This is a genomic window from Candidatus Baltobacteraceae bacterium, from assembly GCA_035502855.1.
Classification (GTDB): Bacteria; Vulcanimicrobiota; Vulcanimicrobiia; order Vulcanimicrobiales; family Vulcanimicrobiaceae; genus Aquilonibacter.
The window spans coordinates 15399-40536 of record DATJTX010000025.1; the positions used below are offsets into that span (position 1 = coordinate 15399).

At 65.3% G+C, this 25138-nt stretch carries 27 protein-coding genes; 18 read left to right on the forward strand and 9 right to left on the reverse strand.

The window, feature by feature from the left end; all coding sequences use genetic code 11:
- Positions 1-2: 2 nt before the first annotated feature.
- From VMF11_10305 to VMF11_10315, 3 genes are read right to left on the reverse strand one after another with little or no spacing between them, the layout of a single operon-like run.
- A complete protein-coding gene (locus VMF11_10305; protein ID HTU70695.1) occupies positions 3-740 on the reverse strand; it encodes an ATP-binding cassette domain-containing protein in 738 nt (245 codons plus the stop codon).
- Positions 716-1471, reverse strand: a complete 756-nt coding sequence (locus VMF11_10310; GenBank protein HTU70696.1) for an ABC transporter permease — start codon at positions 1469-1471, stop codon at positions 716-718. The genes VMF11_10305 and VMF11_10310 overlap by 25 nt, the downstream gene beginning before the upstream one ends.
- Complete coding sequence (locus tag VMF11_10315; GenBank protein ID HTU70697.1) at positions 1464-2453, reverse strand: aliphatic sulfonate ABC transporter substrate-binding protein; 990 nt, start codon at positions 2451-2453, stop codon at positions 1464-1466. Before VMF11_10315 ends, VMF11_10310 begins: the two co-directional genes overlap by 8 nt.
- A 296-nt stretch (positions 2454-2749) precedes the next feature.
- On the opposite strand from VMF11_10315, the gene VMF11_10320 reads away from it, so the two are divergent.
- From VMF11_10320 to dinB, 6 genes are read left to right on the forward strand one after another with little or no spacing between them, the layout of a single operon-like run.
- Positions 2750-3226, forward strand: coding sequence for an NUDIX hydrolase (locus tag VMF11_10320; GenBank protein ID HTU70698.1), 477 nt, complete (start codon positions 2750-2752; stop codon positions 3224-3226).
- Complete coding sequence (locus tag VMF11_10325) at positions 3223-3966, forward strand: segregation/condensation protein A (protein ID HTU70699.1); 744 nt, start codon at positions 3223-3225, stop codon at positions 3964-3966. The genes VMF11_10320 and VMF11_10325 overlap by 4 nt, the downstream gene beginning before the upstream one ends.
- Before the next feature lie 17 nt (positions 3967-3983).
- A complete protein-coding gene (scpB, locus tag VMF11_10330; GenBank protein ID HTU70700.1) occupies positions 3984-4586 on the forward strand; it encodes an SMC-Scp complex subunit ScpB in 603 nt (200 codons plus the stop codon).
- The gene (locus VMF11_10335; protein HTU70701.1) at positions 4583-5314 is read left to right on the forward strand and encodes a class I SAM-dependent methyltransferase; all 732 of its coding nucleotides are present in this window, start codon (positions 4583-4585) and stop codon (positions 5312-5314) included. Before scpB ends, VMF11_10335 begins: the two co-directional genes overlap by 4 nt.
- 9 nt (positions 5315-5323) lie before the next feature.
- A complete protein-coding gene (locus VMF11_10340) occupies positions 5324-6211 on the forward strand; it encodes a deoxyribonuclease IV (protein ID HTU70702.1) in 888 nt (295 codons plus the stop codon).
- Positions 6212-6217: 6 nt separating this feature from the next.
- Positions 6218-7294, forward strand: coding sequence for a DNA polymerase IV (gene dinB / locus VMF11_10345; GenBank protein HTU70703.1), 1077 nt, complete (start codon positions 6218-6220; stop codon positions 7292-7294).
- A gap of 1 nt (position 7295) precedes the next feature.
- On the opposite strand, the gene VMF11_10350 is transcribed toward dinB, so the two are convergent.
- From VMF11_10350 to VMF11_10360, 3 genes are read right to left on the reverse strand one after another with little or no spacing between them, the layout of a single operon-like run.
- Complete coding sequence (locus tag VMF11_10350; protein ID HTU70704.1) at positions 7296-8252, reverse strand: GNAT family N-acetyltransferase; 957 nt, start codon at positions 8250-8252, stop codon at positions 7296-7298.
- Positions 8249-10279: a UvrD-helicase domain-containing protein gene (locus tag VMF11_10355; protein HTU70705.1), complete on the reverse strand. Its 2031-nt coding sequence runs from the start codon at positions 10277-10279 to the stop codon at positions 8249-8251. The genes VMF11_10350 and VMF11_10355 overlap by 4 nt, the downstream gene beginning before the upstream one ends.
- Complete coding sequence (locus VMF11_10360) at positions 10276-11532, reverse strand: PD-(D/E)XK nuclease family protein (GenBank protein ID HTU70706.1); 1257 nt, start codon at positions 11530-11532, stop codon at positions 10276-10278. The genes VMF11_10355 and VMF11_10360 overlap by 4 nt, the downstream gene beginning before the upstream one ends.
- A 72-nt stretch (positions 11533-11604) precedes the next feature.
- Between VMF11_10360 and VMF11_10365 the strand changes: the two genes are divergently transcribed.
- On the forward strand, positions 11605-12189 hold the full coding sequence (locus tag VMF11_10365; GenBank protein ID HTU70707.1) for a UbiX family flavin prenyltransferase: 585 nt from the start codon (positions 11605-11607) through the stop codon (positions 12187-12189).
- A gap of 304 nt (positions 12190-12493) precedes the next feature.
- The gene (locus tag VMF11_10370) at positions 12494-12736 is read left to right on the forward strand and encodes a hypothetical protein (protein HTU70708.1); all 243 of its coding nucleotides are present in this window, start codon (positions 12494-12496) and stop codon (positions 12734-12736) included.
- A 27-nt stretch (positions 12737-12763) separates the two neighbouring features.
- On the opposite strand, the gene VMF11_10375 is transcribed toward VMF11_10370, so the two are convergent.
- Both VMF11_10375 and ispE read right to left on the reverse strand, forming a co-directional pair.
- Positions 12764-13534, reverse strand: a complete 771-nt coding sequence (locus VMF11_10375) for an NTP transferase domain-containing protein (GenBank protein HTU70709.1) — start codon at positions 13532-13534, stop codon at positions 12764-12766.
- Positions 13531-14424 (reverse strand): 4-(cytidine 5'-diphospho)-2-C-methyl-D-erythritol kinase, encoded by an 894-nt coding sequence (gene ispE / locus VMF11_10380; GenBank protein HTU70710.1) that lies wholly within the window; start codon positions 14422-14424, stop codon positions 13531-13533. The genes VMF11_10375 and ispE overlap by 4 nt, the downstream gene beginning before the upstream one ends.
- A gap of 55 nt (positions 14425-14479) precedes the next feature.
- Between ispE and VMF11_10385 the strand changes: the two genes are divergently transcribed.
- The 7 genes from VMF11_10385 to VMF11_10415 are packed head-to-tail and all read left to right on the forward strand — an operon-like array spanning position 14480 to position 20702.
- The gene (locus VMF11_10385; GenBank protein ID HTU70711.1) at positions 14480-16915 is read left to right on the forward strand and encodes a hypothetical protein; all 2436 of its coding nucleotides are present in this window, start codon (positions 14480-14482) and stop codon (positions 16913-16915) included.
- A gap of 20 nt (positions 16916-16935) precedes the next feature.
- Positions 16936-17358 (forward strand): hypothetical protein, encoded by a 423-nt coding sequence (locus VMF11_10390; protein ID HTU70712.1) that lies wholly within the window; start codon positions 16936-16938, stop codon positions 17356-17358.
- 52 nt (positions 17359-17410) lie between these two features.
- Positions 17411-18307: a pyridoxal 5'-phosphate synthase lyase subunit PdxS gene (pdxS, locus tag VMF11_10395; GenBank protein HTU70713.1), complete on the forward strand. Its 897-nt coding sequence runs from the start codon at positions 17411-17413 to the stop codon at positions 18305-18307.
- Positions 18297-18926, forward strand: coding sequence for a pyridoxal 5'-phosphate synthase glutaminase subunit PdxT (gene pdxT / locus VMF11_10400; protein HTU70714.1), 630 nt, complete (start codon positions 18297-18299; stop codon positions 18924-18926). The genes pdxS and pdxT overlap by 11 nt, the downstream gene beginning before the upstream one ends.
- An 11-nt stretch (positions 18927-18937) precedes the next feature.
- A complete protein-coding gene (locus tag VMF11_10405) occupies positions 18938-19231 on the forward strand; it encodes a hypothetical protein (protein HTU70715.1) in 294 nt (97 codons plus the stop codon).
- Between the two features lie 56 nt (positions 19232-19287).
- Positions 19288-19815: an HNH endonuclease gene (locus tag VMF11_10410; GenBank protein HTU70716.1), complete on the forward strand. Its 528-nt coding sequence runs from the start codon at positions 19288-19290 to the stop codon at positions 19813-19815.
- Complete coding sequence (locus tag VMF11_10415) at positions 19812-20702, forward strand: alpha/beta hydrolase (protein ID HTU70717.1); 891 nt, start codon at positions 19812-19814, stop codon at positions 20700-20702. Before VMF11_10410 ends, VMF11_10415 begins: the two co-directional genes overlap by 4 nt.
- Here the strand turns inward: VMF11_10415 and VMF11_10420 are convergent.
- Positions 20690-22198, reverse strand: coding sequence for an FAD-dependent monooxygenase (locus VMF11_10420; GenBank protein ID HTU70718.1), 1509 nt, complete (start codon positions 22196-22198; stop codon positions 20690-20692). The genes VMF11_10415 and VMF11_10420 overlap by 13 nt on opposite strands.
- 18 nt (positions 22199-22216) lie before the next feature.
- Here VMF11_10420 and VMF11_10425 point away from each other — a divergent pair, with 18 nt between their 5' ends.
- Genes VMF11_10425 through bioD form a run of 3 tightly spaced genes read left to right on the forward strand, consistent with a single transcriptional unit; the run spans position 22217 to position 25136 of the window.
- Complete coding sequence (locus VMF11_10425; GenBank protein HTU70719.1) at positions 22217-23410, forward strand: aminotransferase class III-fold pyridoxal phosphate-dependent enzyme; 1194 nt, start codon at positions 22217-22219, stop codon at positions 23408-23410.
- On the forward strand, positions 23407-24507 hold the full coding sequence (locus tag VMF11_10430) for an 8-amino-7-oxononanoate synthase (GenBank protein HTU70720.1): 1101 nt from the start codon (positions 23407-23409) through the stop codon (positions 24505-24507). Before VMF11_10425 ends, VMF11_10430 begins: the two co-directional genes overlap by 4 nt.
- The gene (bioD, locus tag VMF11_10435) at positions 24489-25136 is read left to right on the forward strand and encodes a dethiobiotin synthase (protein HTU70721.1); all 648 of its coding nucleotides are present in this window, start codon (positions 24489-24491) and stop codon (positions 25134-25136) included. Before VMF11_10430 ends, bioD begins: the two co-directional genes overlap by 19 nt.
- The last annotated feature ends 2 nt before the right edge of the window (positions 25137-25138 follow it).

Below are 25138 nucleotides of genomic sequence, written 5' to 3' on the forward strand. Positions count from 1 at the left end.
GATTACGCTGACTCCTCCTGGCGGGTCTCGTCGCCCGACAGCGCGTGGAAGAGTGCGCTGCGTTCGGCGGTGAGATTGCAGTCGCGGTTGCGGTGCTTGTGCGGCGGGACGACGATCTCGAGCGCGATCGTCGCCGGCGAACCGTGCAGGAGCACGATCCGGTCTGCGAGGTAGAGCGCTTCCTCGATATCGTGGGTGACGAGAATTGCCGTCGCACTGACGGCGGCGATGATCTCGGCGAGCGCTTCCTGCAACTGCATGCGGCGTAGCGCATCGAGCGCGGCAAGCGGCTCGTCCAACAACAGCACCGAGGGTTTGCGCACCAGCGCGCGGGCGAGCGCGGTCCGCTGCGCCATGCCGCCGGAAAGCGCCTTGGGCAGCGTCGATCGCGCGCCGTCCAATCCGGTGAGCTCGAGCACGTCGTCGACGCGCGCGCGCTCATCGGGCGTTCGTGCCGCAAAGCGTACGTTGCGTTCGACGGTCAGCCACGGAAAGAGCCGCGGCTCCTGAAAGACGTAGCCAACCTCGCCCTCGACCGCGATATCACCGATTGGATGCACGTCGAGCCCCGCAATCGTTCGCAGCAGCGTGCTCTTTCCACAGCCGCTCGGCCCGAGAATGGCGACGATTTCGCCGCGTTCGACCGTGAGCGAGATTCCTTCGAGCACGCGCAACGCGCCGAAGGTAACGGACAGATCGACAATGCGGATCGCGCTCATGACCGCAGGCCATCCGTCCACGCGGTGCTTCTCCGCTCGATTGTGCGCATTCCCGATTCGCAGAGTTTGCCGAGGATGGCGAGCAACAAGATCGCGACCAGGATCTCGTCGGGTCGTGAGATCTGCTGGCCCTCGGTCAGCAAGAATCCCAGGCCGCGCGTCGAGGCGAGCAATTCCGCGGCAACGAGGAAAAGCCACGCCTGCGTGAGACCGATCCGCGCGCCGACCAGCAGCGAGGGAAGCGCCGCCGGCAGCACGACGCGAACCGCGATGCCGAACGGATGCAGCCCGAGGATGCGCGCGACCTCGACCAACTTGCGATCGACCCCGTGAATGCCGGCGACCAGATTTACGTAGACCGGGAAGAACGCACCGATCGCGATCAGCGTGACCTTTGCCGATTCGCCGATGCCGAGCCAAAGTAACAGCAGCGGCACCCACGCGAGCGAAGGCACCGAACGAATCGCTTGCAGCGTCGGGTCGATCGCGCGCTCGACCGTACCGTTCAAGCCAACCAGCGTGCCGATGACGATTGCCAGCGCGAGTGCGATCGCAAAGCCGGAAAAGACACGCGCGACGCTCGCGAGGATGTCTTGCTGCAAGAGTCCACGCTGCCACAGCGAGCCGAGTTCGGCAATGACGCGTCCCGGCGGGGCGAGTTGATCGGGTGCAAACCAATGGACGGCGCCGGCGACGATCCACAGGACGAGGATCGCCGCCGGCACAAACCATGCGAGCAGGACGTTACGCATGGGCGAGGGCGACGCGCGCGGGCGCTGGATCGGCCAGCGAGCCGAGCGCGCTCTGCACCGCGCCGACGTCGGCGACGAGTTGCTCGGAGCGAATCACCGGAATCGTACCGCCGACCGAATCGAGATACGCCTTGCCCGGAACGGGATCGGTGAAGCGCGTGCGGTCGTTGATAACCAGGCTCGCGATCTTCACGTCGAGGTTCGATGCTTCGGCGAGAATCTTCGCGGTTTCGTCCGGGTGCGCTTTGGCATACGCGTGACCGAGCTCGTAGGTGCGCAGCACGGTGCGTACGACGTCGGGATACGCGGTGAGAAAATCCTCGCGCGCGTTGAGCGCGCCGTACGTGTTCCAGGCAATGTTGCGGTAGAGCAGGCGCGAGCCGGCCTCGAGTTGCGATGCCGCCATGTGCGGGTCCAGTCCGGCCCAGGCGTCGACTTGGCCGCGTTCGAGGGCGACCCGGCCGTCGGGATGCTGTAGCTCGACGATCTGGACGTCGCTCGAACTCAGGCCCACCGACGCCAGCGCGCGCAGCAGAAAGAACCACGGATCGGTTCCGCGCGTCGCCGCGATGCGCTTGTCTTTCAGCTCGCGCAGCGACCTCAGCTTGGAGTTGCGGCCGACGACGATCGCGGTCCACTCCGGCTGCGAGTAGAGAAAAACGGTGTGCAGCGGAACGCCGTTGGCTCGTGCCAGCAGCGCCGCGCTTCCGGCGGTCGAGGCGAACTGCGCCGAGCCCGAGGCGAGGAATTGATTGGCCTTGTTCGAGCCGAGCGAGAGAACCCAGGAAACGTTCGTCCCGGCCGGTGCGAGCGCGCGCTCGATCCAGCCGTTCTGCTTGAGGATCAGGCTGACGGGATTGTAGTACGCGTAGTCGAGGGTCAGCGCGTCGAGTTTGCCCGCCGCACGAGCCCGGCCGGGAAGGGCGAGGGCAGCGAGGGCGGCGCTGGCGAGGCCGATTGCCTCGCGTCGGGTCGGGTCCATTGGTAGCCTCCTAGGAAAGCAAAAAGCCCCCGCCGGATCGGCGGAGGGCTTCGGTCATCGAAATTCGTGTCGCGCTATTTCGAGATGCGAGAAGCCAACCTACGCCGATCGGGCGCCGGGACGAGGCACATGTGACACATAACGTGCAGGTTGGACATGGACCCGACGATAGCATGAAGGGGAGAAAGAGGGCTACCCTTCTGGCAGGCGCTTCTTGGGTCCGGACGCTATAATGAGGGTAATCAGGGGGCGCGACACGAGCCCCCTTCCCTATCTCCCGCTACGGGTCTATCGACATGCGAATCAAGTATGAAGTGTCGGCCGGCGGCTTGATGTTACGGCCGCGCGAGTCTGGCTTCGACGCGCTCTTGATCGGACGCGGTTCGCCGCGCATTTGGACCTTGCCGAAGGGACACGTCGAAGCGCGCGAGTCGAACGAACAGGCCGCGATCCGCGAAGTTCGCGAGGAGACGGGGTGCTGGGGCGAGATTCTCATTCGCCTGAGCGAGATCTCGTATTGGTTCTACGTCGGCAAAGCCAAGCACAAGAAGAGCGTCACCTTCTATCTCATGCGTTATCTCTCGGGCGACCCCGCGCAGCACGACCACGAGGTGGACGAAGCCCGCTGGTTCGAGGCCAACGCGGCACGCAAGGCGCTCAAGTACGTCAACGAAAAGCGCCTGGTCGACATGGGGCTCGAGTTCGTCGCCGCCAACCCCGCCGTCTTTGGCGACGATGCAACCGTGGCACTGGCCGAACAGAAGAGCTCTTGACCGACGCCGACGCCCTCCACGTCCGGCTCGACGTTTTCGACGGGCCGCTCGATCTGCTCCTGAGTCTGATCAAAGAGCAGCAGCTCGACATCGCAACCGTGCCGCTCGCTTCCGTAGCCGAGCAATACCTGGCATACGTGCGTATGATGGAAGCGCTCGACATGGAGCTCGCGGCGGAGTACCTGGTCATCGCGGCGACGCTGGTCTTTCTCAAATCCAAAGCCTTGCTGCCGCCCATTCCGCAAGAGTTTCTCGACGAGGGTGAGGATTCGCCCGAAGCGGTCGAGGAGCGGTTGCGCCGCCGGCTCATCGCGTACTCGCGCTATCGTGAGCTCGGCGTTCAGCTCCGCGCCCGGCAAGAGGAAGCGAGCGGTTATTACTACCGCGATTCCGGCGATCCGACCAGCGAACTCGTCCAGCACTATCGCGTCGATCCGGAGAAGCTCAAGCGCGCGTTCATCACGATGCTGCAGCAGGCGCGCCCCGAGAAACGCGAAATCGTGCGCGAGCGCGTCTCGCTGATCGCACAGATGGACTACATCTCTCGCAAAGTGAAGGAACAGGGGCAGGTCTCGTTCTTCGCCCTCTGCCGCGAGTTGGGAATGACCCGCGACGTCATCATCGTGACCTTCCTCGCCATCTTGGAACTGGTGCGCCGTCACCGCGTCGATTTCCAACAACCGGATCACGATGACGACATCCGGCTGTTTCCAATCTCTCACGCCGTTACCCAGGTATAGTAGTGAACACCCAAGAGTTGAACGATTCAGACTCCGAGCTCAGCGCCGAAGCGCACGAACTGCGCGCCGCTGCCGAAAGCGTGCAGCCCGCGATCGAGGCCCTGCTTTTCGTCGCCAGCGAAGCACTTGACGCCAAGCGCATCGCGAAACTGACCGGAGAGGAGGAGCGCGCGGTCGCGCTGGCGCTGCAATCGCTCGAAGAACGCTACAGCAACGGCGGCATCGTGCTGCGCCAAATTGCCGGCGGGTACCGTTTCGCGACGTCGTCTGCGGTGCGCGACGTGGTCGAGGCGTACCTCTTGCCGCCGAAGACGACGCTCTCGACGCCGGCACTCGAGGCGCTTGCCATCGTAGCGCACATGCAACCGGTCACCAAAGGTGAGATCGAAGCAATTCGCGGCGTCAATTCCGATAGCGTCGTCGGCACGCTGCTCGATCGCGGCTTGATCGCCGAAGCCGGGCGCAAAGACGTCGTCGGTCGCCCCATCACCTACAAAACGACGCCGCTCTTTCTCGAGTCCTTCGGGCTGCGGTCGCTCGATGATCTGCCGCAGCTCGAGCTGGAGCCCGGGCAACCGCTCGAGCTGAACCTCATTCTTCCACCGGCGGCGGTCGAGTGACGTCGTTCGATTCACTGGTTGCCGAGTACGACGCAGGCCGTCTGGGCTACGCCAACGACGTCTACAACGCGCTGGCGAATTTCGGCTTCTCTCCGCGGTATGCGATTCTCGACATCGGGTGCGGCACCGGCTTGGCGGGGGGACCGTTGATCGAAAACGACTTCAACGTCACCGGGGTCGATCCGTCCGAACCGATGCTAGCCGTCGCCAAGGAACGCTATCCGGAAGCGACGTGGGTGCGCGGGACGGCGGAGTCGCTGCCGTTCGAAGACTCGTCGTTCGACGCGGTGATTTGCGCGCAGGCGTTCCATCATTTCGACGCAGGCCCGGCGATGGCGGAGCTTCGGCGCGTGCTGCGTGCGGACGGCCGCGTCGGCATCTGGTGGAAGAGTCTGATGAGCGACGATCCCGTGAAGCAGCTTCGCGACGCAGTCGCGGTGGATATGGGCTTCGCGCCGCTGAACAGCGGATGGCGCGGCGGATTCAGGGAATTCTACTCGGCCGGCTTTTCGCAGACGGGCGTTCGCGTGATTCCGTGGAGCACGATCGTCACGTTGAGCCGCTTCCTTCAGTACGAGCGTTCGCGGAAAATCGTACGCGACGCATTCGGCGGGCGCGACTCCGAATATTTTCAACGGCTCGAAGAGCGGCTGCGCGAAACGCTCGGCCAAGGCGATCCCGTCATGCCGCTCACGTACACGCACTTTCTCTACCTCGCGAAAAAGTAACCGCTTCTCGTGCGCATCGGGATCCACACGCGCGTCTCCGCCGGTTATGCCAAGGCCGTCGCCTATGCGGCCTCGCTCGGTTGCACGGCCGTGCAGATCTTCTCGAGCAATGCGCGAAGCTATCGCGTCGCGAAGGTCGATACGTCCGCGCTCGCGGCGTTTTCGCAGCTGCGCGCGGACGCGGGTATCGAGCGCTGCGTGATCCACACGGCCTATCTGATAAACCTGGGCAGCGAGGACCCGGCGATCGTGAGTAAATCGCTTGGCCTTTTGCGAGGCGATCTCGCGGTAGCTGCTGCGGGGAAGATCGACTACGTCAATACGCATCTGGGCTCGTACGGAACTCGCGATCGCGGCGAAGGCTTCGCCGCAATCGTGGCGGCGTTGGAAGACGCGCTGAGCGATATTGCACCCGGCGTGATGCTGGTGATGGAAAACTCGGCGGGAGCCGGCAATCTCGCCGGCGGTACGCTCGAAGAACTCGGCCGCTTCATCGCGGCGATCGATCATCCGCAGCTCGGTGTGTGTCTGGACACGGCGCATGCCTGGGCCGCCGGCTATGAGATCAACTCGGCCGACAGCGTGGAACGTTTCCTAACGCTGGCCGACCGGCACATCGGGCTAGCACGCATTCCGATGTTTCATTTCAACGACACCCAAGTACCGCTCGGAGCCGCCCGCGATCGGCATTTCCACATCGGCGAAGGCCTGATCGGCTTCGAAGGTTTTCGCGCGCTGCTCGCCCACCCCGAGGTGCGCGAGAAAGTGGCGATCCTGGAGACGCCAGGCGAAGAAGCCGACGACAGGCGGAACATGGAAACCTTGCTCGCGATCCAGAGAGGAATTTCGCCGAGCGGATCGGCCGAAGGCCGAACGCCACAGATTCAGCGAAGCTGAATCCGAATGGGATTCGTAGCGCACTTTGACATCGACGCGTTCTACGCCAGCGTCGCGGTTCGCGACGATCCGAGCTTGCGCGGAAAGCCCGTTGCGGTCGCCGGGTCGCACCGGCGGGCGGTGGTGTTGACCGCCTCGTACGAGGCGCGTCCCTACGGTGTGCGCTCGGCCCTTCCGCTCTATCGAGCACGCGAACTCTGCCCGCAACTCGTCGTGGTGCGCCCGCAGATGAGTCGGTACAAAGAGATATCGCGCGAGGTGTTCGCGATCTTCGGCGCGAGCGGCCGCGCGGTCGAGGGACTTTCGCTCGACGAGGCGTTCGTCGATTTCGGCGCCACGTCGCTCGAGGCGGCGCGCGCCGATGCAGCCGCCATCCGTGCCGAAGTCTTCGCGCAAACCTCGCTGACGGTGAGCGCGGGCGTCGCGACCGGGAAGATGATTGCCAAAATCGCCTCGGACAGCTGCAAGCCCGACGGCCTGCTCGCGATCGAGCCCGGCGACGAGGCGCGGTTTCTGGCGCCGCTGCCGGCAGCTCGTTTGTGGGGCATCGGCCCGAAGACGGCGGCGCGTTTGCAGACGTTCGGGATCGCGACGATCGGACAGGTTGCGGCGCTCGACGAATCGCAGGCGCGCGCGATCTTCGGGTCGTGGGGACCGCAGGTGCGCGATCTCGCGCGCGGCATCGACACCCGCAGCGTCGAACCCGGCCGCGAAACGAAATCGATTTCGTCCGAGACAACCTTCGAATACGACGTCCGCGACGAGCGCAAACTGATCGAGGTCCTGCGCGAACAAGCGGCGGAAATCGCCGAGAGCCTCGAACGCGAGGACTGCAGCGCGACGACGGTCGGGATCAAGATCAAGCGCGCCGATTTCCGCGTCTTTGGACGTCAGACACATTTGGCCGAACCGACGCGCGACGCCCGCATGATCTACCGGGCTGCGCTGCATTGTTTGCGCCGAGCTCATCTGGCCGGAACGCCGGTCCGGCTACTCGGTCTTCGCGTCGCCTCGCTTGCGCTCGGTCAGCCCAAGCAGATCAGTTTCTTCGACGGTTCGAGCGGACCGGGCCCAAACGCGTAGTCTAGATATGATCGGTTCCCCAGATGCACTCGTTCTTTGCGGAGGCGGCGCCGGAAACCCATCGCTTCCCCGGCGCACTGAGCCCGGCGGCCATGAGCAGCGCGCTTGCGCGCTTGCGCACGCTCGCGCGCGGAAGTCGTTCACGCGCCGGTTCGGGCGGAAGCCACCCGGTGATTCGCCGGAGGTCGCCGGCCGCGCTGCGAAGCAGCGCCGGAATCAGCGCTGCCGCTTCGGCATCGGCGTAGCCGAATTCATCGAGAATGTACGCGTCGTGCTTGGGCGCGCGCGCACCGAGAACGTAGGCCGAGATCGCGCGCCCACGACGCACGAGGAGGTTGGTCTCGATACTGCCCGGATGTTCCGAGCCCTGACGCATGCGCAGCCGCAGCCATTCCCACACCAACGGCGTGCGCACGAACGCACTCGTTCGTTGGTGTTCGCAGAGTTCGAAACAGCGCTGCACGCCGGGCCAGTCCCGTTCCTCGAGCCGCGCCACTTCGACGCGCGTCTTTGCCAAGCTGTCGGCGCGCAGACTGATCGAGCGCGAGGGCAGCAGCGAGAAGCCGAGCTCGGCGTAAAACTGCGGCCGGATGTCCGAGAAAAGGAACGCGAGATCGAAGCCTTCGGCGCGCGAACGGTCGAGTTCCATCGCGAGCATCGCGCTGGCGTACCCGCGGCCGCGTAAGTCGGGCGGCGTAAAGACGGCGCCGACGCCCAGGGCCCGCAACCGTTCCGAGCCGTTGCGCAGCGTGCGCTCGTATCGTTTGAACGATGCCAGCAGCGCTTTGCCGTTGTAGAGACCGATGGTGCGATAGTGCCGCCGCCCGTATCCGCTGCGCGCGACTTCGCCGGTGTGCTCGACGTAGCGTTCGAAGGTGCGCTCGCCGCCCCAGAGCGGCGCACTGAGCGGAAGCACCGTTTCGGCGTAGGTTTCGAAATCGATCGGTTGGAGTTTCATCGCGCGCGCAGCTCTTCGAGGAATTCCGGCGCGGTGAGGCCGCGCGTGGGCGGGCCCGAGGCGGTGACCAGGAGTCGTGCGCGCGCTCGCGAGAGCGCGTACTCGAACGCGCAGCGCTCTTGGGCGTTGTATGCTTCGCGTGCTTTGGTGCGATAGAGATAGTAACTGAACTTGGCGGTGCGCGACGCTTGCGCATCGCCGACGTTCTCGCGCGGGACCATTCCCAACGTCGGGCTCCATAAGAACGAGTCGGGCACATACCAACGCGGAAACGAGCCGGGCCGCGCATCCGGAATCACGACGACCGCGAACGAGCGCCCGCGGGCTGCGTCGATACTGAGCAGGTGCACGAAGCCCGAGTCCTCGACGATCTCGCAGCTCTCGCCGTCGCTCTGTGCCCGTTCGAGGCAGTCGGTCAGCAGATCGCCGAGCGTCGCTTCGGGACGATCGCGGTGCAGCCGGATCAGCCGCCGCTGCAATCGGCGTAGGATCGGCTGCTGGGCGCGTGCGCGCGCCGATCCGTCGGGACCATCCTGCGCCAGACCCTCGGCCCAAACCTTACGCACGAACGCCGGGAAAGGCAGCGTGGTCATCGCTTCGATCCATCCCCGGCGCAGCGTGCGAAAGCGTTCTATGCGTGCGCGCGCGACGTCATTGAGCAGCGCGTCGTTATCGCCGCGCAATACATTCCACCCGAGCCGCACGTCGCGTTTGGGATTCCAGCGACTCGTGCGGACCGTCGGCGCTTGTTCTTCGTCGAAATTGAAGAGCGCGGCTTGTGGATCCGGCGGGTCCGAGCACAACGCGGCGACCGACGCATCGGAGAGCGCCATCGCTTTGCCGCTCAGCGTGCGCAGCAGCCAGTCGTGCCTGAACGGATCCCACACGTTCCAGAGCAGCGCCAGCGCATCGAGAGCGCGGCGGTCGGCGAAGACGTTCACGTCGCCCGCCGTCGCCGCGGGAACGTTGCGATCGAGCAGTGCATCGAGATAGACTTGCACGTCGGCGCTGCTCCGGAAGAGGAGCGCGATCTCGTCGGGCGGTACGCCGCGCTCGATCTCTTCGTGCACGCTCTGCGCGATGTATCCCGCTTCCTCAACCGGCGTCTTTGCGCGGTGCAGCGCGAGAGCGGCGCTGGGTGCTTGGCCGGCGAGTGCGATCGTGCGGCCGGCGCCGGCGAGCGCAACCTCGGGACGCGCGCCCTTAAAGCGGCTGGTGGCGGCTTTCGCATCGCCGGCAAAGGTGACGTTCTTGAGCGGTGTACCGTAGATCGCGTCGAGCAACGCGCGCTGCGCCGGCGTCGCCTCCTGCATCTCATCGACGAAGACGTGTCCATATCGCGCGCGAACCGCCGATCCGAGGGCCGGCTCATCGCGCAGCCGCTGCAGCGCCGACGCAATCGCATCGCTCGCACAGAGCGCGCTCTCGGCGGCCGTAGCGGCGACGTATCCGGCATAGAGCTTGTGCAAGATCTTGACCAGGTCGATTTCGCGCCGGTATTGCCGCTGCAGTTCCTGTGGCGACACGTCGAGCGAGTCGCGATAGGCATCCTTGGTCGCGGCGATCAAGTCGGCATGCGCGAAGTTCGGCGGCTTGGCATAGAAATCGGTCGCACCGGCGAGCGACTTATCGAGGAAGGTTTGCGGGTCGACCGCGCCGTCGCGCAGTTTGCGAATCAAACGATAGGCGGCATCGAGAAAACGCTCCGGCGAGCGCAGCGCGGCGACCTCGGGATCGAGGCTGGCATTCAGCAACTCGGGCCAGATGAAATCGAAGAGCGGCTCCGCGCAGCGGGCGAACAACCGCCGCGCTTCGATCTCGTCGGAAATTCGAACCGGCGCGCCGGCGGCTTCGTGGACGGCAATCGCCAGCGCGACCAGTTCGCACGGATGGCGCGCAAAGAGAAAATCGGTCCCGATCTCGCGCTCGTAACGCTGCGCGCGCGCCAGCAGCGTGGTGGTCTTCCCCGAACGGCTCGGTCCGGCGATTTCGAGCGATTCTTCGAACCCGGCGTCGATCGCCATCATCGTCCGAAACGCTCGCGCTCGTCATGCGGCCGATCGGCGCACGCATCGCGATACGCGCAGTACGTGCAGGCCGACGGGTCGCTCGTCACCGGGAAATGCTCGAGCGACCCCGCCGTCAATTCGCGGCAGATCTCGACCATGCGGGTGCGAGCGCGTTCCAGCTCGCCGATCGCGATCGTGCCCGTCGGCGCGTCGCTGCGCTTTCCGTTAGGCCCGGCAACGGGAACGACCTCGAGCGCGATCGGCACGACGTCGAGCAGCGAATCCTTGAGCGGGATCAGCGCCAGCCTCGCCACGCGGTCGCCCGCAGCCGTGCGCGCCCAGTAATAAAACGGCAGCTGAAAGTCGGCAAAGCGCCGCACTTGGTCGCGGTATTCGGCGGCGCTGGTCGCGATCGATCCGGTCTTGTAATCGAAGATGCTCACCGCGCCGGTGCGGTCGTCGCGGTCGAGGCGGTCGATGAATCCGACGAACGCGAAACCGTCCAAGTCGAGTTCGACCGGGACCTCGCGCCCGATGACCGTAAACGGACCGCGGGCAGCTTCGGCAAGCAGCCAGTCGACATAGCGCTGCGCGGTGCGCAAGGCTCGCCGCTTTTGCAGCTCGAGTTCCACCGCCGTATCGAACTGCTCGCGAAAGCGCTCGAAGTTCCAGCGGATGTTCTCCGCGATCCGGACCCGCATCGCCGCTTCGTCTTGCGCGTTCGGGCTGGGAAAATCGGCGTGAAAATCTTCGAGCGCGGCGTGAAAGGCGGTGCCGTACGTCGAAGCGGACGACGGCGCGTCTTCGACCGCGGCGCAAACGTAGCGGTAGTACCACTTTCGCGCGCAATCCGCGTATGCGTTGAGCGCCGACGCGGAAAAGTGGGGCTGCCGCGCGCGCACGCCCGAGCGCGGATCGGCGCTTTCCGCGAGGGCCAGCGCAAACTCGCCGCCGCTATCCTCGCTCTCATCGTCGGGCCGCGGTTCGAGGCCGAAGCGTTCGTAGAGGTCGGTTTGCGGGCCGATCGCGCGCACGCGCTCGGCGAACGAGAGCAGCGCATCGCGTTCCGCGCTCGAGACGGCGAGCAATCCCCGCGCTATTGCGTCCAGGAGCGGCGGCACACGCGTCGCCGCGGTTGCGTAGGCGGCGGCGGTATCGTGCGGCACGCCCGAGCACGGCGAGCGCAGCGCCCGGACGAGGGGTGCATCCTCTTCGGTCTCGGCCCACGCACGAAGGTCGGCAACAAAAGCAGCGGCAAGCGAAGCGTCCACAGTCACGATACAGCGTAGCAGTTACAGGTCGTGGACCAGGCGCCCTTGCATGAGGCGTATAAGGGAGAAACCATGCGGCGCATCATCATCGGTATCAGTGGTGCGAGCGGCAGTGCGTACGGCTACATGGCGCTGCAAGCTCTGCGCGCGATCGGCGGCGTCGAGACGCACGTCGTCGTGACCGATGCCGCACGCCGTACGATCGAACTCGAGATGGACATGACGGCCGACGACTTTGAAGCGCTCGCCGACGTCGTCCACCGCGGCGACGATCTCGCCGCCGCCATCTCGAGCGGATCCTTCGTCACCGACGGGATGCTGATCATCCCCTGTTCGATGAAGAGTGCGAGCGCGATCGCGTATTCGATCAACGACAATCTGCTGGTGCGCGCGGCCGACGTTTGCCTCAAGGAGAAGCGCAAGCTGGTGCTGGTCGTGCGCGAGACGCCGCTGCACCTCGGGCATCTGCGCACGCTCGCGCAACTCGCCGAAATCGGGGCCGTCATCCTGCCGCCGATACCCGCGATGTACGCCGCGCCGCAGAGCGTCGACGACATCATCGCCCACACCGTCGGCAAGGCGCTCGATCAGTTCGGCATCACCAACGATTTATTCAAACGCTGGCGCACACCGGGCAAGACCCCCTTGTCATCGTGAGCGTAGCGAACGCACCCCTCTTGTCATCGTGAGCGTAGCGAACGCATCCCTCTTGTCATCCTGAGCGCAGCGAACGAAGTGAGCGAAGTCGAAGGACCCCTACCGAGGGGCTCGGGATGACAAGGACTATGACGAACGTCATCAGCTTACTTAGCCGTTCGATGCTTGCTGGGTCAAAGGAATCAGCGTACTCCGGAAGCACTTCGGTGATTGCAGGAAGGATCGCGGTGCTTTCAAATGTGATTCCCATAGCGGGGCAGGGGTATCGTCGTGAGCGGGGGCGTCGGCTAGGATTCGTTAGCCAATGAGCAAGAATATCTGGGGCGAGAAATACCCGCGCGGCCAATCTCCGATCGAGGTCGCGGCGCGCCATTCACCGTGGTGGTTCTGGATCTCGGGCACTCTCGGGTCCGCCGTCGTCGTTCCGATGCTGCTCTCGCGCTCGGGGCTTCCGGCCTTCGCCTACGTCTGCGCGGGGATTGGCATCATGGCGTTCGCGTACTCCCTCGCCGGGCTGGTCGCCAAGATCGTGCAGCGTCGCGGCTGACCCACTCTTCGGAGGGCCGGTGCATTGCTATGCATCGGCCCTCTCGGAGCTCACCAGCCTCTCCGCTAACGCGACGTCGCTGGCGCGGTCGACGTTGACGCCGGTTTCGGGGTAGGGCGAGACGATCGCGCACACGCTCGCGCCCAAGAGTTGCGAGGCCCGCCGTTCGGCGCTGGCGATCGAAAGCCGGCCGAACGCGAACCGCGCCATGACGTCCCATCCGAACAGCGACGCGAGTTGCAGCGGGTTCTTGCGCGCGGCACCGAGGCGCTCGATGAAGCGCTCGAGCGCCGGGAGCGCGCGCGGTTTGATCGCTATGAGCCCGCCGCCGCAATACGTGCCCTCGCGCAGGCGCGCCCAGGTGTGCGGAACTTCGGGAAAGAGCGCTTCGTGCACCGTCCGCTCGACGCAGCCGTATCCGATGTCGGCATCCACGTCGTACGCGTGTTCGATGAAATCGTCGACGCAATCCGGCGTGAGGATCGGAAGATCGGAAGTGCTGACGAGCACGATCTCGTCCGGCGGTAGAAGTGCCAATCCGTTGCTCAGGCTGATCTGAATCTTCGTGCCGTCGGCGCGTCGTTCGTCGGCGCCGGCGAGTGCGGCATCTGCGTGCACCGCTTGCGGGGCGACGACGATGATGCGGCCGACCAGCGTGCTCGCGCGCAGCGCGCGCAACGTGCGCTCGACCAGCGCGATGCCGCCGATTCGCACGAACGCCTTGTTGATCGCGCCGGGTTGAAGCGCGGCCACCTCGTCGGGACCGCCGCCGGCCAACACGACCGCCGTCGTCCTCACGGCGTGCCCTGAGCTTCTCGAAGTGCGACGCCGCCGCGCCAGGAACGCCCGTGCGCGAACGCGGTCCGCAAGCGAAGATAGTCGGGGCTCAGGTCCAGCCTCGAATCGATCGCGGCGATCTCTTCCGCGCTGCGCGCGAGCGTGAAGACGGCTGAACCGGAACCGGCCAGCAGGGCATTGCGCGCACCGGCTGCGTGCAGCGCTTCGATCGCGCGCGCGACCGGAGGCGTCGACTCGGCGATCGGATCGTGAAAATCGTTCTGAAGAAGGCGTTCGACCGTCTCGAAGTCGTCGCGCTGCAGCGCGCTCACCGCCTCGAGCGATACCGACGCGTTGCGCGGGCGCGACGGCCGGCTCGTGCGGTCGAGCAGCGCATACGCGGCTGCCGTCGAGACCGACGCGGGCGGTTTGACGATCAACACGTGCCACGCCGGCAACGCCCCCACGGCGGTCACGCGCTCGCCTGTGCCTTCGACGAGCGCGCCGGAATCGGTGAGAAAGAACGGCACGTCGGAACCGAGCGAACGTGCCAGGCCGATCCAGTCCCGAGTGTAACGATGCTCGAACGCCCCCGACATGGCCGCGCGCAAGAGCGCTGCCGCATCGCTCGAACCGCCGCCCAAACCGGCCTGCGTGGGAATCACTTTGTGCAACGCGATCGCCGCGCGCGGGAGCGGGTCGAGCGCGCGCGCCGCTTTTACGACGAGGTTATCCTCGCCTTCGAGCGTCGGATCGCTGCAGGTGAACGAGAAGCCGGCGGCGGGCTCGACGCGTAAGTCGTCCGCTAGCTCGAGGGGTACGATAACGCTACGCAGCGCATGGTAGCCGTCGTCTCGACGATCGAGCACTTCCAGCGTCAAATTGATCTTTGCCGGGCAGGCGAAGTTCATCCGCATCAGTTTCCGGCGAAAGGGGCGCCCCCGTCAAGGGCGTAGGAGTCATACGATGGGTCCGAGCTACGACGCGCTGCGAAACGAGTTTTGCGCCTACGTCCTCCCCGAATCGCAGACGCCCTACGGGCTGTTGCTCGGGAATTACAAGTCCTTCGCGCAATCGACCGCAAAGGGCGGCGTGCGCGGACTTTGGGACGCCGACTCGGACAAAATCGTCTTTGGGACGCATCACATCGTGTATCGCATCGGCGGCAGCGCGCAGACGCTCCCCCCTCACCAGATCGAGCGCGAAATCACCTTCTTGCCCTACGCCCAAATCGGCGAGTTTACGCTGGAACACCGCGTGCACGTCACCGAGGCATTTTACGTGCCGTTCGGCGAGGCATTCGATCGCGCGGTTTCGTTCGTCGTCGACGTCACGCTCTACAACCCGGGCGCGGCGCCGATCGACGTTTCCGTATTCCCTTCGGCGATGCTCGTCGGCCAGCGCTTTTACGGTGAGCCCGAAAGCGAAATGACCGCGTGGGCGCAAGGCCGTTTCATCTGTTCGAGAAACAACGAGAACGGCGCTACGCGTTGGTGGGGCGGTTCGCGCGAGCCGCGCGCGGCGGAACTTTCGTTGCGCGAGCAGGTCTTGGTGGAGAACATCCGGCGCGGTTCGCTGTTGCCCGAAGGCATTCCGGACTTCGGCCGCACCGCGGCCGAAACGTCCACGATCACCGGCCGCCGCATTTTCGGGGCGTTCGAATACTCGATAGCGATCGCACCCGGGGCCCGTGAATCGCTGCGCTTGGCCGTCGTCTTTCATAAAGACGGCACCGAACGCAGCCTGCCGGTGCTCGAGCGACTGCTGGCCGACCAGCGAGCGCTGCACGATACCCAGCGCTACTTCGCGCGCCGGCTCGCCGACGCGCGCTTCATGACGCCCTCCCCGACGATCAGCCGCGGCGTCGCCTGGGCCAAAGCCAACATGATTCGCATCGTCAAGGAGTATCCGCAAGGTTGGGGATCGACCAATTCACCGCCCTCCGACATCCTCGTGTCGCGCGACACGTCGTGGTTCGTGCACGGCTTCGATTATTTTTGGCCGCAGTTCAGCCGCGACGCGCTCGAGGTCTTCAACCGCAGCGTCGAAGAGTCGGGTTTGATGATCGAGTACGTGCGCGGCGTCAACGGGTACACGACGGCTTACGATCTGAACATCAACGACGATACGCCGCTGCACCTGGTCGCCATGCTGCACTACTACAACGCCACCCTCGACGACGGCTGGGTTCGCGAGAAGCTGCAGCTGATCGTCAAGCTGGCCGACTACATGATTTCGCAGCGCGACGATCAAGGGTTGATCTTTTGCCGAGCCAAGGGCGTTGACATGTACGGCATCTCGTCGTGGCGCAACATCATTCCCTATTACACGCTCGACGGCGCGGTGACCGAGATCAACGCCGAGGGCGTCTTCGCCCTCGAAGCGGCGGCGATGATGTGTGCCGTGGCCGGCGATTGGGCAAACTGGGAGAAATACGCCAACGAAGCACAGGCGCTGCGCGGCGCGATGATGGATTTTCTGTTCAACGACGACACCGGAGCCTTCGTGCTCAACTACGATCAGGATCGCAATTATCAGGACAGCTTTACGGCCGACGAAATCTTTCCGGTGCTCTTCGGCGTCGCCGACGTCGATCAGCGGCGTTCGATTCTGCGCCGCTTGCTCGAAGCCGACTTCATTACGCCGGTAGGGTTGCGCACGATTTCGACCGCCGATGCGTGGTACTTCCCGTCATACGGATTCGGGTTGCTCGGCGGCATCTGGCCCGACCTCACGCTGTGGTTCGCCGTCGCACTCGCGCGCGACGGCTTCGTCGACGAATGCGTGCATTTCTTGGACGTCATCTATGGGTCGATGGAAGTCGGCAGCTCGCGAAACACCGTGCCCGGTGAGTTCGCGGAGTGGTTCGATGGCGGCTCGCTCGCGAATCGAGGCATGTACCTCTCGCCGTGGACCGGGGCCAAATATCTCTGGGCCGTGGCCGAGACGATCGGGGGGCTCGACGGTTACCGCACCAGCGGCCGGCCGCACCTCGCGCCGCTGCGTCCCGAGGGCTGGCAGTGGATCGCGGCCGCGCGCGTGCACTGGGGCGGAAAGCGCTGTAGTTACGTGATCGACTTGCTGCACGATCGCATCTACGGCGACATGCCCGAGCTTTCGGCCGAAGAGCCGTTCACGTGCATCTTTGCCGGCCGCGACGTGAGCGACGAGGTGACGATCTCACCGGTCGAGATCGGTGCGATCGCGTTCGAAGACGAGCGGGGAGCGGTGCGCATCTTCGTCTGCAACATGATGGACCGTTCGCGTCCCGCGCTGGTCGAATTCCGCGGACACACCGTCCGCGTGCAGATGGAAGCCGGCGAATTGCGCGAGGTGCAGTTGATCGGCCGTCCGACCGAGCGTAAGGCGCGTGCCGCCAAGCTCGACGTGGTGCCCGCGTGATCGATCCATCGAAGCGCTTCGTGACGGCTCTGCTGGCGGCGGGGGTGGCGGTTCTATTGACTGCGATTTTGATCGGCGAGCATATGGGCGATCGCGTATTGGTCGACGCGGTCGACACCGACAGCACCGCGACCACCCCGCTGATCACGCCGCTGCCCGAACCCTCCAGCAGCGGTCCGTACGGTCCAGGTTGGAAGAATTCGCAGACGCTGGCGGCCGCGCCCGATCCCGGATTCCCGGATCCGCGGGTGCCGCCCAAGCCCTTACCGACCGCGGCCACGCCCTCCCCCAAGCCTTCACCCGCCTCGACGTGGACGCCCAATCCGAATCTCCCGATCTGGGATCAGACCCCGCCGCCGAGCCCCGGAGCGTCGCCGACCACCTTCTCGCAGGAGTCGACGCAAGGCAGCCCCAGCCCGCAGGTCGCCGTTACGCCGCGCTAGGCTGCAAATTGTAACTAATGTCTCCGTTGGTTTGTCTTGCTACGATAGAGACATGGATGAGAAGGCTACCGGAACCGTAACCGTCAAGCGCGGGCTTGCCCAGATGCTCAAAGGCGGCGTCATCATGGACGTCGTCACCCCCGAACAGGCCGTCATCGCCCAGGAGGCCGGGGCGGTCGCCGTGATGGCGCTCGAGCGCATCCCGGCCGACATCCGCGCGGCGGGCGGCGTTGCCCGCATGAGCGCGATCGAATTGATTCAAGGCATCATGGACGCGGTTACGATTCCCGTGATGGCCAAGGTGCGGATCGGGCATTTCGCCGAGGCCCAAGTGCTGCAGGCGATCGGCGTCGATTACATCGACGAGTCCGAAGTGCTGACGCCGGCCGACGATCTGTACCACGTCGACAAGCACGCGTTCACCACGCCGTTCGTGTGCGGTGCGCGCGATTTGGGCGAAGCGTTGCGCCGGATCACCGAGGGCGCGGCGATGATCCGCAGCAAGGGCGAAGCGGGCAGCGGCAACATCGTCGAAGCCGTCCGTCACATCCGAGCGATCAAAGACGCCATCGCCCAGCTCTCGGTCTCTCCCAAAGAAGAACTGGTCGCGCGAGCGCGCGATCTCGGCGCGAGCTATGAATTGGTGCGTGACGTCGCGCAAGCGGGCACGCTGCCGGTCGTTCTCTTCTGCGCCGGAGGCGTTTCGACGCCGGCCGACGCGGCGCTGATGATGCAGCTCGGCGCCGAAGGCATTTTCGTCGGCAGCGGCATCTTCAAGTCGAACGATCCGAAGAAGTTCGCGCGCGCGATCGTCGACGCGACCACGCATTTCAACGACCCGAAGGTCGTTGCCGAGGCGTGCCGCTCACTCGGTACCGCCGACGCGATGGCCGGGCTCGACGTGCGCAAACTCGACGAAAGCGAGCTGCTCGCGACGCGTGGAAACTAACACCCCGGTGATCGGCGTGCTCGCGCTGCAGGGCGACGTCGTCGAGCACGTCGCCGCGCTCGAACGCGCGGGTGCGCATGCGATCGAGGTAAAAACGCCGGAACAGCTTGCGCGCGCGCAAGGGCTCGTGATCCCCGGGGGCGAGTCGACGACGGTGATGAAGCTGCTCGACCGCTTTGGTCTGGCCGCACCGATCGTCGATCGCACGCGCGCCGGCATGCCGTTGTGGGGAACGTGCATGGGTATGATCGTTACCGCGCACGACGTCGCCGGATTGCAGCAACCCACGCTCGACCTCATCGACATTACCGTACGCCGCAACGCGTTCGGACGACAGAACGAATCGGCCGAGATCGAGCTCCCGATCCCGGTGCTCGGACCCGCACCCTTTCCGGCAATCTTCATTCGCGCGCCGTGGATCGAGCGCGTCGGCCCGGGCGTTGAACTGCTTGCCTCGCGCGACGGTCACGGCGTAATGGTTCGCGAGGGCAACGTTCTGGGAACCTCGTTCCATCCCGAGCTCAGCGGCGATCCGCGGGTCCACGCGTATTTCCTGAAAATGGTCGGCGACGCGCGCGCGGCAGAAAAAACGGTAGGGAAGGCTTCCTCGGCCGCGTAACTCTGGCACCGATGAGTTCGCACGCGGAAGCATCCGACGAACACTTGGCCGGATTCCAAGGGCAGATCCCGCCGCTCGAGCCGCTGCTCACGGAAGTGATCACGACGCTCACGCTGGCGGCGCACGCCTATCTTGCGGACACCGATGGGAAGGAACCGGATTTTCGCTCGGCCGAAGCCTCGATCGACGTCGCCAGCGTCGCCTTCGACCGCGTCAAAGAAAGGTTGCGGCCCGACGAGAGGTTAGCAATAACGCAGATGCTGACCGAAACTCGACTGACGTTCGTAAGAAGGCGAGGCATGTAAATGCCTCGCTTTCATGCATCCGAACGCCTCTCGTGTCGCTGCCGGAGACTTCCGTAGTGAGCGACGTGCTCGTCTTGAATTTTACGTACGAAGCGCTGAACATCACCAGCTTCCAGCGCGCGGTGAAGTTGATTTTCGCGGGCAAAGCCGAGATCGTGCATGACCGCGACCGCGTGCTTGCATCGACGCGCTACGAAATGCGCATGCCCTCGATCATCCGGATGCTCTACTACATCCGGCGCCCGATGCAAAAAGTCGCGCTGACGAAGAAGAACGTGCTGATTCGCGACGACCACACATGTCAGTACTGCGGATCGCGGGGCGAGAAGTTGATGACGGTCGACCACGTCGTGCCGCGCAGCCGCGGCGGCCCCTCGACGTGGGAGAATCTGGTTTGCGCGTGCATGCGCTGCAACAACCGTAAGAACAACCGCACGCCCGACGAGGCGAACTTGAAGCTGAGGCGCAAGCCGCGTCAGCCCAAGTACATCCCGTGGATTCAGATCAAACGCAACACGCTCCCGGGCGAGTGGGGTAAGTTCTTGTTCCTCTACAACGTTTCGATCGACGAACGCGTCGAGTGAAGGGTTTCGAGCAGCGCACGCTGCCCGGGGCCGACGGTGTCTCGATCAACGCGGTGGTCGGCGGCAGCGGGCCGCCGCTTCTGCTGTTGCACGGCTATCCGCAAACGCACGTCATGTGGCACAAGGTAGCCCCGGTGTTGGCGCGCCGGTTTACGGTCGTCGCAACGGACTTGCGCGGATACGGCGACAGCGGCAAGCCGCCGACCGACGCGGACCATGCGCCCTACTCCAAGCGCGCGATGGGTGCCGACCAGCTCGCCGTCATGCGATCGCTCGGGTTCGATTGCTTTTTTCTCGCCGGCCACGATCGCGGCGGTCGCGTCGCGCATCGTCTGGCGCTCGACCACCCGGACGCGATCTCGCGCCTCGCGGTCCTCGATATCGCTCCGACCCGCGAGATGTATCGCGGAACGACGATGAGCTTTGCCTACGCCTATTATCACTGGTTCTTTCTCACGCAGCCGTACGATCTGCCCGAACGGCTGATCGGCGCGGACCCGGAATATTACATACGCCGGAAGCTCACCGGTTGGTCGGCCGGCGGCGACGTTTCCCGCATCTTCACGCCCGAAGCGCTCGAGGAATACATCCGCTGTTTCAACGATCCGGACGTGGTGCATGCCTCCTGCGAGGATTATCGCGCGTCGATTGCGATCGATATCGCTCACGACGATGCCGACGGCGGACGCAAACTCGAACCACCGCTGTTGTGTCTGTGGGGTGCGCGCGGGGTCGTCGAGCGATTGTTCGACGTTCTCGCACTGTGGCGCTCGCGCGCCGAGACGGTGACCGGAGCCGCGCTTTCGAGCGGACATTATCTGGCGGAAGAGGTGCCGGCCGAAACGGCCGACGCGCTCGTCGCGTTCTTCGGCGATCAGCTCCCGTAGGCGGGTGCGAGCGCCCGCAACGCCAGCGCACCGCAGAACGTGCGGTTCCACGCGCGCTCGATGCGCTCGCGCGTCGGTTTCTCGACGACGGCGCCGACGCACCCGTCGGGACGCACGATGAGCACAACCGGTGGTTTGACGTGCCATCGCTTCGGCGGAACCTCGATGCGCAGATGCGGAAGATCGAGTTGCAAATCGCCGGCGAGAAGCAAGATTGGTTCGCCGGCCCGTCGTGCGTTGACGCGCGAACCGTCCGCCAGCCGCAAGTCGTCGATGCGGCGTCCAGCCAGCGGGTGGCGGCTGTCGACGATCGGCGAGTTCGTGTAGCGGCCGCTGAGCATGCCGATGCCGCGGCAAAGTTTGCGCTGCATGCCCGGCCCCCGCACCGCACGCGAGAACGCGCGCACGATGAACTGGCGTGCGCGCGAGGGAAACGAGATGCCGACGCGTGTCAAACGATCGGTGAGGCGTTCGACGGTGTCGGTGATGATCTCGCGCCGCTCGAGATCGTAACTCTTCAAGAGCGCGTCCGCGTGGCGCTCGTCGCGCACGGCGCAGGCGAGCTTCCACGCCAAGTTGGCGGCGTCTTGAATGCCGGCGTTCATTCCTTGACCGCCGGCGGGGCTGTTGAGGTGCGCGGCGTCACCGGCCAGCACGACCCGTCCCACGACGAAACGCTGTGCCTGGCGACGATGAATCTTGAACAAACTGCTCCATTCGGTTCGCACCGGCGCTTCGCCGAAGAGTTCGTGCAGCCGTTTCGCGTGCGCGGCCGGCGCGAGCGCGGCGTCATCGCCGATCTCCTTCGGAATCGACGCGATCACGCGCCACAGGCGTTCGCCGAAACGAATCGCGAGGCGGGCGCTCGGTAAATCGAAACGCACTCGCGCCGAGACGGCTTCGGCGAATTCGGCATCTACGGTTTCGTCGCTTAGAACGACGCGCGTATCGTAGGTCGTTCCTTGCAGCGTCAGGCCGATCGCATGCCGCACGACGCCGTGTGCGCCGTCGCAACCGACGACGAACGATGCCCGCAGCACGCTCGCGCCGGAGGACGTCTCGACCGGCACGTCGACGGCGTTGGGCCGCGCAACCACGCCGCTGACGTTGATCCCGGTGCGCAGCTCGCACAACGGGTGAGCGCGAACCAGGCTGCGCAGGATCGCTTCGGTTTGACTTTGCGGCAGCATCAGCGCGCCCGGATCGTCGAAGACGTCGTTGACGGCGGAGAAGTCGATCGTCGCGACCGTACCCTCGGTGCGCGCATTCACCGCGCGAAGCACGCGCGCGAACCTTCCCGCCTCGCGCAGCGCCGCGTAGGCTCCCCAGTCGCGCAGGATCTCCTGCGTGCGGGGCCAGATCACGGCGGCGCGCGATTCCTTTACCGGCTCCGCGTTGCGCTCGAGGACGATCGAACGCGCGCCGTAGCGCGCGAGACCAAGCGCGAGGGAAAGGCCGACCGGCCCTCCACCAACGATGATTACCGGTGCGTCCACGCGAAGCTCGTGCGGTCCATGATTCAAGCGCTCTCCCGCCTCTGGCTTCCGTTCACTCAGATGCAGTCCTTCGACGCGAGCGCGCGCACGTTTGTTCGCGGGCAGGGCACGAGCCTGATCGATGCGCGCGGCCGGCGGGTCTTCGACGCGGTCAGTTCGATCTGGACGGTCGTGCACGGCCACTGTCATCCGGCGATCGTCGATGCGATTGCGCTTCAGGCCGCGACACTCGACCACGCGACGACCCTGGGCGCGACCAATCCGGTCGCCGAGGCGCTCGCGCAGATGTTGTGTGAGCTATGCGATAGCGACTACGCGTTCTTCGGAAGCGACGGCGCCAGCGCGGTCGAGGCGGCGATCAAGATGGCGCTGCAGTATTGGCAAAACGCGGGGGAGCCGCAGCGCACGCGGTTCGTGCGTCTGGTCGACGCGTATCACGGCGACACCTCGGGAGCGATGAGCCTCTCCGACATTGCGGTGTTCAAGTCGCACTTCGGCGCGATCAGCTTCGAAACGCGTCCCTACCGGCAGGCCGAGGATCTCGAGGCCGGCGACGTCGCCGCGGTGATCGTCGAACCGATCGTGCAGGCGGCGGCTGGAATGCGGTTGGTGCCGCCCGAGCAGTACGAACCGCTCAAAACGTGTACGCCGCTGGTCATCGTCGACGAGATCGCTACCGGATTCGGCCGCACCGGAACGATGTTCGCCTACGAACAACTCGATCTGCGCCCCGATCTTATTTGCCTGGGCAAAGGAATCACCGGCGGGGCGATGGCGCTCTCCGCCGTGCTCGCGCGCGAACGCATTTTTCGAGCGTTTCTCGGCGCGCCCGACGAGCGCAAACAGTTCTTCCACGGCCATTCGTATGCGGGCAATCCGATCGCGTGTGCAGCGGCACTCGCATCGCTCGAACTGTTCTCCCGCGAGTCGACGTTCGAGCGGGCCGGCAGCATCGAGCGAACGGCGCGCGAACGCGCCGCGGTGCTGAGCGAGCATCCGGCGATCCGCGAGATTCGTCAAGCGGGAACGATGCTGGGCATCGAATTGTCCGACGCCACGCGTGCGTGGCCGGTCGCGAGCGCACTCTACGATCTCGGCCACTTCACGCGCCCGATCGGCGCGGTCGTGCAACTGGTGCCGCCGCTCTCCTCGAAAGACGAAGAGATTCACGACTTCTTCGACGCGTTTGTCGTCGCGCTGGACATCGCGTGAGCTATCTCGACCGCGTCGCCGCGCTGCTCGAGGAGATTCGTTCGCAAGGCCGGCACCGTGAGGTGCGCAGCGGTCCGCCGGGCGGCATGCTCGATTTCTCGTCCAACGACTATCTTGGACTGGCGACCGATTCGCGTCTGGTCGAAGCGCTCCGGCGCGCGCGGCGCGTCGGTTCGGGCGGCGCGCGCCTCCTCGGCGGAGCGCAGCGCGAGCACACGCTGCTCGAAGACGAGCTTGCACGATGGCTCGGCCGCGAGCGCGTGCTGCTCTTCTCGTCCGGGTATCACGCCGCGCTCGGCGCGATCGCGGTCCTCGCGCAAACGGTGAATTGCATCTACTCCGATCGCCTCAATCACGCTTCGCTGATCGACGGCATCCGCAGTGCGCGCAGCGACCGCGTCGTCTACGAGCACGGCGAACTGCCGCCGCGCGCGCAGCGCCGCCGTCCGGCGCTCATCGTTACGGAATCGATTTTCGGCATGGACGGCGACGCGGTCGATCTCGACCGTACCTTCGCGGATCTGAACGAAGACGACGTCTTGCTGGTCGACGAGGCGCACGCGCTCGGTGTTACCGGCGTGCAAGGCACAGGCTGCGCTCGGCGGCTGGCCGATCCGCGCGTGGTCGTGCTGGGGACGCTCTCAAAGGCCTTCGGCGCGCACGGCGGCTTCGTCGCCGGACCGGCCGCGTTGATCGATTTGCTCGTCAACACCGCGCGAACGTTCATCTTCGATACGGCCTTGCCGCCCGCGATCGCTCTTGCCGCGCGCATCGCGCTCGTCTTGATTCGTGACGATGAATCCGCGCGCTCCCGCCTGCGCGAAAACGTCCGCCGCCTCCGCGCCGGATTACGCTCGCTCGGGTTTGCGGCCGGAGACGATCCGTCCCCGATCGTACCGGTCGTGCTCGGAAGCGAGGCGCGAGCGGTAGAAATCGCGCGCCTGCTCGAAACCAACAACATCTACGCACCGGCGATCCGGCCGCCCACGATTCCGCCCGGGACCTCGCGGCTGCGGCTTTCGGTGCGTGCCAACCATCAGCTCGAACACATGGATGTGTTCGTACAAGGCCTCGCGGAATGCATCGTTACTTCGTGACCGGTACCGACACCGACGTCGGAAAGACGCGCGTGACCGCGGCGCTTGCGCTCGCGCTCAAGAATCACGGCGTGACGCCGACGATCGTGAAGTTGGTGCAGACCGGGCTTCCGCCCGGCATGCCGGGCGATTCCGCGCGCGCGGGCAAACTCGCCGGCGTGCGTTCGGTCGAGCTCGCGCGGTTCGAAAAGGCGGCCGACCCGTGGTCGGCGGCGCTGGCCTACGGGCTGCCGGAAGTGCACGCGCGAGAGCTGGTCGACGCGATCGTGCACATCGAGAACGGGGTGGTAGCCGAGGGCGCGGGCGGGTTGATGGTTCCGCTCAACGCGCGCGAGCAGATGGGGAACGTCGCGGTGCTCGGCGGTTTCGACACCATTCTGGTCATCGGTCTCAAGCTCGGCTGCGTGAATCACGCGCTGCTCACGATCACGCAGTGCCAGCAGGCGCACATCCGCCTAGCCGGCGCGGTGCTGGTCGAGCGTTGGGGCCCGACCGAGGGGAGTTATCGCGACGACGTCGCGCGCACGCTGCAGGGAAAGGTCGAGATTCTTGGCATTCTGCCGTTTGACGAAGACGAGGCGAATTCGGTGAAGACGGGTTCGCAAATCTTCGGCTCGCTGTTCAACTGAGG